This window comes from Flavobacterium sp. GSP6 (genome assembly GCF_003984855.1).
In the GTDB taxonomy this organism is placed as follows: Bacteria; Bacteroidota; Bacteroidia; order Flavobacteriales; family Flavobacteriaceae; genus Flavobacterium.
In genome coordinates this window covers 91814-103661 of sequence record NZ_RYDO01000006.1, presented here as the reverse complement: position 1 = coordinate 103661, position 11848 = coordinate 91814, and the positions used below count along the sequence as shown (strand labels likewise).

Sequence of the window (11848 nt, the reverse complement as noted above, 5' to 3'; positions counted from 1 at the left end):
AAACCCCAAAACGTACTGCTCCTAAAAACCAAGACATTATCGTATTTAAATTATTTTGCAAATTAAGATAAATGTGTTACTTTTGCAGTCCTTTTGGTGAATAAGAGTTTCCTTTAGGTATTACTTAATTATACAAACAACTTCTGTTGTTTTCTAGCACATTAAGAAACTCGAGAGAATACAGAATACAAATTTTCAATCAGCATGTCTGAACAAGTAAAATCACAAGAAGAGTTTTTAGCAAATTTTAACTGGCACAACTTTGAAGAAGGTATTGATGCAGTGGATCAAAAAAACTTATTAGAATTTGAAGAACTAGTTTCAAAAACATTTATCGCTACAGATCAAGAAGAAGTAGTAGATGGAACAGTTGTTAGAATTACAGATAGAGACGTTATTGTTGATATCAACGCAAAATCGGAAGGTGTTATTTCATTGAACGAATTCCGTTACAACCCAAGCTTAAAAGTAGGTGATACTGTTGAAGTATTAATTGACATCCGTGAGGATAAAACAGGTCAATTAGTATTGTCTCACAGAAAAGCACGTACTATCAAATCATGGGATAGAGTTATTTCGGCTAACGAAACAGGAGAAATCGTTAATGGTTTTGTAAAATGCAGAACTAAAGGTGGTATGATCGTTGACGTTTTCGGAATTGAAGCGTTTTTACCAGGATCTCAAATTGATGTTAAACCAATTAGAGACTACGATGTATATGTAAACAAAATGATGGAATTCAAAGTGGTAAAAATCAACCACGAATTCAAAAATGTTGTTGTTTCTCATAAAGCGCTTATTGAAGCGGATATCGAAATCCAGAAAAAAGAAATCATCGGTCAATTGCAAAAAGGACAAGTATTAGAAGGTGTTGTTAAAAACATTACTTCTTATGGTGTCTTTATTGACTTAGGTGGAGTTGATGGATTGATTCACATTACTGACCTTTCTTGGTCAAGAATCAACCACCCATCTGAAGTATTGGAATTAGACCAAAAATTAAATGTTGTAATCCTTGATTTCGATGACGAAAAAACAAGAATTCAATTAGGATTGAAACAATTAAACGCTCACCCTTGGGATGCTCTAGATGCTAAATTAGCAATTGGAGACAAAGTAAAAGGTAAAGTAGTTGTAATCGCTGATTACGGTGCATTTATTGAAGTGGCTGAAGGTGTTGAAGGTTTAATCCACGTTTCTGAAATGTCTTGGTCTACTCATTTACGTTCTGCTCAAGATTTCGTAAAAGTAGGAGATATTGTTGAAGCAGTTATCTTAACATTAGACAGAGATGACCGTAAAATGTCATTAGGTATCAAACAATTGTCTCAAGATCCTTGGACTGATATCACTTCTAAATATCCTGTAGGTTCTAAACATTCAGGTATCGTTAGAAACTTTACAAACTTTGGTATTTTCGTAGAACTAGAAGAAGGAATTGATGGATTGATTTACATCTCAGACCTATCTTGGACAAAGAAAATCAAACACCCATCTGAATTTGTAAATGTTGGTGAAAAATTAGATGTAGTAGTATTAGAATTAGATGTTGATGGTCGTAAATTATCTTTAGGTCACAAACAAACTACTGCTAATCCTTGGGATCAATATGAAGATTCATTTGCAGTTGGAACAATCCATAACGGTGAAATCTCTGAAATTGTTGACAAAGGAGCTACTGTAGAATTTGGTGATGATATCGTTGCTTTCATTCCTACACGTCACCTTGAAAAAGAAGACGGAAAGAAATTGAAAAAAGGCGAAACAGCTGATTTCAAAGTTATCGAATTCAACAAAGAATTCAAAAGAGTAGTTGCCTCTCACACTGCTATCTTCCGTGAAGAAGAAGAGAAAAATGTGAAAACAGCTACTGAAAACACATCATCTTCATCATCTACAAACAATGCTTCGGCATCAACTTTAGGTGACAGTAATGATGTATTAGCAGCATTAAAAGCTAAAATGGAAAAGTCAGAGAAAAAATAATTTCTTGATTTTTTGAAAATAGAAAGCTCCACAGTAATGTGGGGCTTTTTTTTGCTTCCTTTTTAAGGAGCATAACATATAAGTTCACCATCCACAATCGTCCCGCTGTTCGCAGTATCTTTTTATTGTGCAGTACTAATTTTTAAAAAATAACTTTGGGTAGCACCATAAAAAGGATACTTGCTGCCATCTGGGCTATTTTACTTCGTTTCATTTTCATAACACTATTAAAAAAATATAATTATTTGAAAATCAATATTTTGAAAAATATTTTTATTTTTTTAAAACCAAAAGTAATAATAGTGCGTAAATGCTTTTATATAACTTTTAAAAAAAAAATATGAAAACTAGAAAATTTTTATCAATTGCATTAATGACATTAGTATTTGGAGCTACATCTTTCGCTCAAAAAAGTGTAATGGTTGGAGGAGCAGCGATGTATCCAACTAAAAATATTGTTGAAAATGCGGTAAACTCTAAAGACCATACTACTTTAGTTGCAGCTGTAACAGCAGCTGGTTTAGTTGAAACATTACAAAGTACAGGACCATTCACCGTTTTTGCCCCAACAAATGCTGCGTTTGATAATTTACCAGCAGGAACTGTAACTACATTGTTAAAACCAGAAAACTTAAAGATGTTACAAACAATACTTACGTACCATGTTGTAGCTGGAAAAATGAATGCTTCAGATATTGCTAAAGCAATTAAAATGGGAAAAGGAAAAGCAACCTTAAAAACAGTTAGTGGCGGAAACTTAACTGCTTGGATGAAAGGTAAAGATTTATATATCTCGGATGAAAATGGAGGAAAATCTAAAGTAACAATTGCTGATGTGAACCAATCTAATGGTGTGATTCACGTTATTGATGCAGTTGTATTACCTAAACAATAATTTTTGATTAGAGGTTGATATTTTGTTAGTCTTAAGAGCCCTCGCAATTTGCAGGGCTTTTTTGTTATAAAAAAACCCCGATACTAAGTTTTTTAGCATCGGGATTATATTTTACTTAGATAAAATTGAACTTATCTCAAAGTGGCTCCGAGTTCAGTTATAAAATTATTTTGCAACTTGCTCATAATTCTGTCAATTTGCGCATCCGTCAGTGTTTTAGAACAGTCTTGAATAGCGAAACTTAAAGCGTATGATTTTTTCCCTTCAGGAAGATTTTGACCTTGATATACATCAAATAAATTAATGTCTTTTAAAAGTGTTTTTTCTGTCTGACGTGCAATGTTATAAATACTTTCATAAGTTATGTTTTGATCTATAAGCAAAGCCAAATCCCTGCGCACTTCCGGATATTTTGGAATCTCGGTATATTTTATCTTCGCAGAAATTAATTTTAAAATTAGAGCCCAATTAAAATCCGCAAAAAATACTTCTTGTTTGATTCCAAAATGCTTCAATATTGATTTTTTTACCACCCCAAATTCTACCAAAGTATCTTTGTGACATCCAATTGCAATTCCTTCAGAAAAAATATCAGATGTAACAGGTAAATTTTGTGTTTTTTGAATCCCTAATCTTGAAAGGATCCCATGGACATAGCCTTTGAACAAAAAGAAATCAGAGGGTTTTTGAGCGTTAGTCCAATTTTCTTGATTTCTGTTTCCGGAAAAAAATAAAGTCAAATGTTTTTTCTCTTCATAACCAGCAAGATAGTTGTGGTATGATTTTCCAAATTCAAATAATTTTAAATCGGAATTTTTACGATTAATATTATAGGAAACAGCCTCTAATCCGGAGAATAACAGGGATTGTCGCATTGTTGATAAATCAGCACTTAACGGATTCAGCATTGTTACGTTATGTTCTTCTTTAAGTATTTCACTCAGCGCTACATAAGAAGCGGTCGTCAGCGAATTAGCCATCATCTCATTAAATCCTTGAGAATTTAATTGTGTGGCAATCAGATTTTGTATCTTATAGTCTTCGTTTCTGGGAGAATTAGAAACAGTAGCATTCAATTTTTTTGAAAATTTAATGTTATTGTAACCGTAAACCCTTAATATTTCTTCAATTACATCAATTTCTCTTTGTACATCAACCCGGTAAGCCGGAATGGTTAAACCTAAACCTGCGTCAGAAACACTATTGATTTTAATTTCTAATGACGCTAAGATTTGTTTGATCGTATCTTTTGGTAATTCCTGACCAATTATTTTAGCGACTTTACTAAAATTTAAAAACACTGAAAAGTCTTCCAATTTTTTTGGATACATATCCACAACATCGGATGTTATTTCGCCTCCTGCTACTTCTTGTATTAATAGAGCTGCTCTTTTTAGGGCGTATGCGGTAATGGTTGGGTCAATTCCTCTTTCAAATCGAAAGGAAGCATCCGTATTCAATTGATGTCTTTTCGCTGTTTTACGAATACTTACGGGATTAAAATAAGCACTTTCCAGAAAAATAGAATTGGTATGTTCACCTACTCCTGATTTTTTTCCGCCAAAAACACCGGCAATACATAAAGGTCCTTTTTCATCACAAATCATTAAATCTTCTTCGTGTAAGGTTCGTTCTACATCATCAAGAGTAATGAATTTAGTTCCGGCAGGAAGTGTTTGTACGAGTATCTTTCCATTAATTTTTGCAGCATCAAAGGCATGAAGTGGTTGACCCAGCTCATGTAAAACATAATTGGTTACATCTACAATATTATTTTTAGGATTGATTCCAATAGCTTTCAATCGGTTTTGCAACCAAGCTGGTGATGGTTTTACCTCTATACCAGAAATGGTTACACCACAATATCTAGGAGCCAGTTTAGACTCTTTGACATCAATATCAATTTTTAAGGTTCTTTTATCTACTCTAAAATTACTTACCGAAGGGGTGATCAGTTCTACATTGACACCGCTTTGCAGCATTCCTGCTCTCAAATCCCGAGCAGTTCCCAAATGGCTCATGGCATCAGCACGATTGGGTGTCAATCCAATTTCGAAAACTTCGTCATTTTCAATTTTAAAAACGGTGGATGCAGGAGTTCCTGCTGCTAAAGCATCGTCCAGTATCATAATTCCGTCATGGCTATCGCCTAGTCCTAGTTCATCTTCTGCACAAATCATTCCGTGACTTTCCTGTCCGCGAATTTTTCCTTTTTTTATTATAAAAGCAATTCCCGAGGCGTCATATAATGTGGTTCCAATAGTAGCAACCGGCACTTTTTGTCCTGCAGCAACATTAGTGGCACCACATACAATCTGTACAGGAACGCCATTTCCTAAATCGACTGTGGTAATTTTTAATCGGTCAGCATCCGGATGTTGGATGCACGTAAGCACGTGTCCCACAACAATGCCTTCTAATCCGCCTTTTACGGATTGGTATTTATCAACAATTTCTACTTCTAACCCTAAATCAGTTAGTAATGCTGCAGTTTCCTCGGATTTCCAGTCTATTTTAATAAATTGTTTTAACCAGTTGTAAGATATTTTCATCTTTTAATTTTAATGAGACTGCAAATATAAGGATTGCAGTTTGGAGTAAGAAACAATTTTTTTGGTTTTTTACAACTCATTTATATGGATTGACTACGTACCAAAAATACAGATAAAGGAATCTTAAATATAATTATATGTGAATTAAACAATAAAATTAGGTTAAAAAAACACATATTTAAATTTAATGCTATTACTTGACTGAATTGTGCTATTCTAAAGAGAAATAGGTAACTATTTTTGATAAAATATAAACAGATAACAATATGGATAACGTAGCACAAAGACCAGAATTTAAGGCAAAATATGATAATTATATTGGGGGAAAGTTTGTTGCACCAATTAAATACTCATGCATTCTTTGATTAATTTATTGATGGTAGCTGCCAGTTCTACATTGTTGTAGAAAAAATAATTTTGGTAGTTTAATTGCCAAAATTGGTCGTTTCCGTCTTTAGGATACCGTTCGTTCAAAAACTGTAAGGTATCTATAATCTTAGTTTGCTCTATGGCCAAAGCCAAACACTGTGTTGGATTTTTTCTTGTAGCCTCCGGGAAATCAATTTTCATTTCTACATTTGAGGGAATCACTACTGTTTCTCCTGGTAAGTACACAAAGCTCGGATCATCAAAAAGATGCATCACTTTTTTACCTCTGAGCATGCTGGTCACTACAAAATCATTAAATTTTAGAGGAACTAATGCCGATGATTCATAAGTTTCAAAAAGATTTAGTTCGCAATGGTTCAAAGAGTAAACCGTTCGGTTCTCCACTAATGTTTTTAACGATTTCTCGTTTGATAAATGTGGTGGGTTGATGAAGGTACGATTACTATTCATAAATTTAAACTTTAAAAAAGGAAAAGTCTAAATTTAAAGTAAATAACTTAAATTTTAGTGCTATTTATGGAATATTTAAATTAATTCTTCGACGTGTTTTTTTATGTTTTCTGCAATTTTTTTAGTGGGCAGATCATTGGCATCCATGCCAAAAGGGTCTTCAATTTCTTCGGCAATCAGCTCTAAACTTGCTAAAACATAAAAGATAAATACCACAACCGGAATTACATAATATCCCAAACTGAACACGTATCCAAAAGGCAAAGTCAGTACATAAATAAAAATAAATTTTTTGATAAAAGCACTGTATGAATAGGGGATAGGAGTGTTTTTTATACGTTCACAAGCACCACAAATATCAGTAAACGAATGAACTTCAGTATTTAAAATCAAGAGTTGGTCGCCTGTTATTTTTTTAGAAACATACAAATCATTGATTTTTTGAAACATCATTTTTGCGACCTGATTAGGCTTGTGTTTCTGATGATCAATGTCTAAATCCAAATCGTCAAAAAGTTGCAGGCTGGTGTCACGGTCGTTTAAATGTTTGTGTAAAATTGAGGCATACCCGGGAATTATTTTGCGAAAGAAATTACGATCTTTTTCGTCCTGCAACATTGCAGACAATTTAATAGATAAATTACGACTGTTATTTACCAATGATCCCCATAATTTTCTTCCTTCCCACCAGCGATCATAAGCTGTATTGGTTCGGTAGGCTAATAATAATGAAATTACAAAACCCAACATTCCGTGCATTATTGAAATGTTTTTTACGGGACTGTTATCCGGCAAATGCCAATATTCAATTTCCAAATACCCTATTATACCGGAATAAACACCAATAAGTAGCATCATTGGTATCAATTTCCGAAAAGTATCGGCTTTGCTTAAATGGAAAATAAAACTAATCCAATCTTTAGGGTTATACGAAGTCATTCAGATTTTTTATTTGCAAAAATAAACTAAAATGAACTTTCTGGTTCTAAATAAGGAATCAAAATTTTTACTGTAAACTACCATTCGTTTTGCCCTTAAAATTTGAAAATTGAGCCATGGAAAAAAGAACAAAATTGTGAATTATTGTCAAATTAAAAAATAAGATTTCCCGCCAATTCTCGAAGTGCAATTTCAGATAATTTGCCTTGAAATTGGGCGTTACTATAGCGAACCTTTGCATTAACATAATTCAATTGTGCGGTTCTGAATTCTAGAGTGGTAATGGTTCCAATGCGAAATTTATCTAAAGTTATAGTCAAATTCTGTTGGGCTATTGCTTGATTTTTTTCTTCTAATGTTATCAATTCTAAATTGGTCAAATAGGTTTGATAGGAGGTTGCCAATTGAGCATTTAGGATCAAATTTTGTTGCTGAATTGATATTTTGGAATTTTCAATTTGAATTTTCGCTATTTTTTCATTTCTATTTTGAGAAAAGCCATCAAACAGGTTTAATGTTGCTGTAAAGCCATAATTAAAACCTCTGGATTGCGATTGTGTGACGAAACCAAGACTGGATTGACTTTCTGAAAAGTTATAGGCCGTATTAACTCTGATTGTAGGATAACGTCCTGCTTTGATTTGCTTCAATTGCAATTCAGCTACTCTTTTATTGATGATCTGAGCTTCTAATTGTGGATTTTGCTTTTCGGCCAGCACAGTAAGTTCCGGAAGAAATAACAGTCGGTCTACTGCAAGTACATCGATTACTTTAAAATTAATTTTAAGATCTCTGGCCATAATTTGATTCAGCAGGATTTTGCTGTTAGCATAGAGTTCTTTTTGTCTTAAAAGTGCGACTTGGTCAGTATTTAAATCTACCTGAGCATTCAAAACCTCTAATTTAGATGCTTTTCCGATTGTAAATCGGTTTTGTGCCAAAATTAATCGCTGATTTGAAATAACAATTGTCGTATCCAAAGCGGCCAATTGTTGTTGTTGCTGCACTAAATCATAATAAGCAGCATTTACGTCACTAATTTTAGTAATTAAGGTCAGCTTTAATTGGGCTTCCCCAAGTTTTTGTAACTCTTTGAGCTGGTTCATTCGGGCAAACATTCGGAATCCGTCAAAAATGGTCCAGTTCAGACCTACACCATAACTCAAACTGTTATTTTTAGCATTGTCTAATTTCGTTTCTGCTCCGTCTTGCCTGGTTTGGGAACTATTTTGAACGCTGTTATTATCCACTACAGAAGCTGTTACGGTGGGTAGCATTCCTGCATTTCCAACCGCTACGTTTGTTTTTTCTATTTTTAAATTATTGGCTGCAATTTTTATTTCGTAATTGTTTTCCAATGCTATCTTTATGGCACTTTCCAATGTTAGCACTTCTTGTGCTTGGGTATTTAAAATACAAAAGAAAATTAAAATTAAACTGCGAAAGAGTATTTTAGTGTTTGTCATAATTGTTTTTTTTGTCACAGATAAATCCTTGTCATTTGTAGCTCCGTTCAAATTATCGAACTTCTTTTTCATATTCTTCAATATGATCAAATTCAGGATAATGTTTTCGAGCTTTAGACCACATTAAGTACATGGCAGGGATTACAAATAAAGTTAGAATTAAAGAGAAAATTGTTCCGCCAACAATGACAACTCCCATTCCAATTCTACTGGTAGATGCTTCTCCTAAAGATAGCGCAATAGGCAAAGCTCCCAATGAAATAGCTAAACTAGTCATTAAAATAGGACGAAGTCTGGATTCAGAAGCTTCTAAAATAGCCTCCAGTTTTGGTTTTCCTTCTTCTCTCAGTTTATTGGCAAACTCAACTATCAAAATCCCATTCTTCGTGACTAATCCAATAAGCATTACCGTTCCAATTTGGCTGAAAATATTCCACGTCTGATCAAACAACCAAAGGGAGAATAAAGCACCTGCAACAGCCATTGGAACTGTCAAAATAATAATTAAAGGATCGATAAAACTCTCAAATTGTGCTGCCAGAATCAAAAATATTAACAGTAAAGCCAATCCAAAAGCAAAAGAGGTATTAGAACTACTCTCTACATAATCCCTGGATTCGCCCCCTAAATCAGTGGTAAAAGTGTCGTCAAGTACTTTCGCTTTAATTTCATTCATGGCATCAATTCCATCACTGATACTTTTTCCCGGTGCTAATCCGGCAGTTACAGTGGCTGACATGTATCGGTTATTGTGGTACAATTGTGGCGGATTGCTCTGTTCTTGAATACTAACAACATTATCCATTTGGATTAATTCTCCACTACTATTTTTTACATACATAGAAGTTAAATCCAAAGGTTTGGATCGATCTTCTTGTTCAAATTGTCCAATGACCTGATATTGTTTTCCATTGCGCATAAAATAACCAAAACGCTGTCCGCTCAAAGAAAGTTGTAAGGTTTGTGCAATATCCATAACAGATATACCTAAACTTTTCGCTTTTTCCCGATCAATAGTAACATTGATTTCGGGTTTGTTAAATTTTAGGTTTACATCGGTAACCGAAAACGTAGGGTTTTTGGCAGCCTCATCCATAAATTCAGGAATCTTTTTTTCTAATTGTTTAAAATTAGGTGCCTGAATAATGTATTCAATCGGTAGACCTCCACGTCTGTTTACTGCAATAGTAGGTTCTTCAATAACTGAAGTCTTAATTTCGGGATATTTTTTTGTTAATCGGTTTAATTTTTCTGCAATTTCCTTTTGAGATTTTTCTCGTTCCCCTGTTTCTGAGAGTGCCAGTCGAATCATTCCACTATTTACAGAGGAGGAACCCCATCCCGGTGATGTAATTACTAAAGCAACCTTTTTTTCCGGAATAGAATCATCTACTAATTGTGATAATTCTTGCATAAACCGGTCCGTGTATTCGTAGGACGAACCCTCAGGAGTTGTCATTCTCATAACAAGAGCACTACGGTCATCGTAAGGTGCAGTTTCTTTTTGCAATAAATTAAAAAATACATATATTAATCCAAAACAAGCTATAAGAATGGGAAAACTGATCCATTTTCGTTTCATAAAAGTACTTAATGCACTGGCATAACCACTATTCAATCTTTGGTAAAATGGTTCCGAATAAATATAGAATTTTGATTTTTTTTGTTCCCCGCCTTTCATCAAATAGGCATTTAACATCGGTGTTAATGTTAATGAGACAAAAGCCGAAATTAATACTGCGGCTCCTATGACGACGCCAAACTCCCGAAATAGCCGCCCAACAAATCCTTCCAGAAAAATTACCGGTAAAAATACGGCTGCTAAAGTAATTGAAATCGAGATTACAGCAAAAAAGATCTCATTAGAGCCTTTTATAGCTGCCTCAATTGGAGACATCCCTTCTTCGACCTTCTTAAAAATATTTTCCGTGACAACAATTCCATCATCAACGACCAGGCCTGTAGCAAGAACAATAGCTAATAAAGTCAGTACATTTATCGAGAAACCAAAAAGATACATGATGAAGAACGTTGCAATTAGCGAAACCGGTATGTCAATTAAGGGTCTAATGGCAATAGCCCAATCTCTAAAGAATAAATAAATGATCAGAATTACCAGAATGATAGAAATTAATAAGGTTTCAGCCACTTCAATAACGGATTTTTTTACAAAAATAGTGCTGTCAATAACAATGTTTAATTTAATATCTTTGGGTAAATCCTTTTTTAATTTATCATATTCTTTGTAGAATTCTTTAGAAATATCTAAATAATTTGCACCAGGAAGCGGAACTATAGCTACACCCACTAACGGTAAACCGGATTGCGTCATTTTTGTTTCCAGATTTTCAGGTCCTAAAACCGCTGTACCTATATCACTAAAAAGAACCGTTTTTGCTCCTTCGGAACGAATGATAATATTATTGAACTCTTCGGCTGTAGATAAATTTCCAACTGTTTTTACTGTTAATTCCGTATTATTGCCCGTTATTTTTCCAGAAGGGAGTTCTACATTTTGTTGATTTAAGGCATCTCTAACTTCGGCTACAGAACATCCGTAAGCGGCTAATTTGACAGGATCAATCCATAAACGCATGGCAAATCTCTGTTGTCCCCAAATTTGAACTCCACTGACTCCAGGGATTGTTTCTAATCTTTGGGCAATAACATTTTCAGCATAATCACTTAATTCTAGGGAATTTCTGGAATCACTTTGAACTGTCATCGAAATAATGGCACGACTATCGGCATCTGCTTTAGAGACAACAGGAGGGGAATCAATGTCTTCTGGCAAATTTCGTACTGCCTGAGATACTTTATCCCGGACATCATTTGCGGCAGCTTCAAGATCCTTACCTAAATTAAATTCAATGGTTATGCTGCTGTTTCCTTGGGTACTCGACGAAGTAATATTTCGAATTCCTTCAATAGAATTGATTGCTTTTTCTATAGGCTCGGTAATTTGTGACTCAATAATATCCGCATTTGCTCCGGCATAATTGGTTCGAATCGAAATTTGCGCAGGATCAATAGAAGGAAATTCCCGGACTCCCAAAAAACTATATCCAATTATTCCAAATAACACAATGGAAAGGTTCATTACTATAGTTAATACAGGTCTTTTGATACTTAAAGTTGATAAACTCATTGTTTTAATTTAGTTTTTAATC

The 11848-nt window shown here is 34.1% G+C and carries 7 protein-coding genes; 2 read left to right on the top strand and 5 right to left on the bottom strand.

Annotation, left to right across the window (positions count from 1 at the left end):
* Positions 1-204: 204 nt before the first annotated feature.
* Together rpsA and EKM03_RS08170 are read left to right on the top strand one after the other, a co-directional pair.
* Positions 205-1986, top strand: a complete 1782-nt coding sequence (gene rpsA, locus EKM03_RS08175; protein WP_126740165.1) for a 30S ribosomal protein S1 — start codon at positions 205-207, stop codon at positions 1984-1986.
* A gap of 340 nt (positions 1987-2326) precedes the next feature.
* Entirely contained in the window at positions 2327-2881 is a 555-nt protein-coding gene (locus EKM03_RS08170) for a fasciclin domain-containing protein (protein ID WP_126459586.1), read from the top strand.
* Positions 2882-3012: 131 nt separating this feature from the next.
* Here the strand turns inward: EKM03_RS08170 and pheT are convergent, their stop codons facing one another.
* From pheT to EKM03_RS08145, 5 genes are all read right to left on the bottom strand, one after another.
* Positions 3013-5433 (bottom strand): phenylalanine--tRNA ligase subunit beta, encoded by a 2421-nt coding sequence (gene pheT / locus EKM03_RS08165; protein ID WP_126740164.1) that lies wholly within the window; start codon positions 5431-5433, stop codon positions 3013-3015.
* Between the two features lie 342 nt (positions 5434-5775).
* A complete protein-coding gene (locus tag EKM03_RS08160; RefSeq protein ID WP_233584077.1) occupies positions 5776-6273 on the bottom strand; it encodes an AraC family transcriptional regulator in 498 nt (165 codons plus the stop codon).
* Between the two features lie 75 nt (positions 6274-6348).
* The gene (locus tag EKM03_RS08155; RefSeq protein WP_126740163.1) at positions 6349-7212 is read right to left on the bottom strand and encodes a bestrophin family protein; all 864 of its coding nucleotides are present in this window, start codon (positions 7210-7212) and stop codon (positions 6349-6351) included.
* Positions 7213-7364: 152 nt separating this feature from the next.
* Positions 7365-8678, bottom strand: coding sequence for a TolC family protein (locus EKM03_RS08150; RefSeq protein ID WP_126460124.1), 1314 nt, complete (start codon positions 8676-8678; stop codon positions 7365-7367).
* A 52-nt stretch (positions 8679-8730) separates the two neighbouring features.
* Positions 8731-11826, bottom strand: a complete 3096-nt coding sequence (locus EKM03_RS08145; protein ID WP_126740162.1) for an efflux RND transporter permease subunit — start codon at positions 11824-11826, stop codon at positions 8731-8733.
* Between the last annotated feature and the right edge of the window lie 22 nt (positions 11827-11848).